Genomic DNA, 460 nt, shown 5'->3' with positions numbered 1-460 from the left:
GTCATGCCATCCCCTCATAGACCATCGCGTCCAGCGTCAGAGGCATGCCGAGATCGAGGCGAACCTCGCCGCGCATCGCCAACTGCATGACCGCCGTGAAGATCAGGTTCGTTTCCTCAAGCAGCACCGGATCGTCATCATCCGACCAGCGTACGGCCTGACGTGCGAATGTGGTCTGGTCGGAGATCGTACGGATGGTGGTCGGAAGCTTAGAATGCGAATGGTCTCACGGGCATGCGCGAGCGACATCGGCAACGTGCCTTGTGGGTCCACATCAGGCGAAGGTTCGACAGACGAGGCTCGATCCGGATGGAACGTTTGTCATGGACGGCATAAGCGCAACCCAGTTCTCCCTCGAAATGGCGTTTCCGCTCGGCAACACGCCGCCAGAACGGGGTATGCGCCTGTTCATTCAGCGTGACGTAGTCGATGAACAGGACGCGGTCATCGCGCAGCATGA

At 59.6% G+C, this 460-nt stretch carries 1 protein-coding gene; it reads right to left on the bottom strand.

Annotated elements, in window-relative coordinates:
• Position 1: 1 nt before the first annotated feature.
• Positions 2 to 127 carry a hypothetical protein gene (locus tag MOV63_RS32720; RefSeq protein WP_258719370.1) on the bottom strand — a complete coding sequence of 42 codons (126 nt, stop codon included), beginning with the start codon at positions 125 to 127 and terminating at the stop codon, positions 2 to 4.
• Between the last annotated feature and the right edge of the window lie 333 nt (positions 128 to 460).

Source organism: Neorhizobium sp. SHOUNA12A, from assembly GCF_023006505.1.
Lineage (GTDB): Bacteria > Pseudomonadota > Alphaproteobacteria > Rhizobiales > Rhizobiaceae > Neorhizobium.
This window is presented reverse-complemented; position numbering and strand designations above follow the sequence as displayed.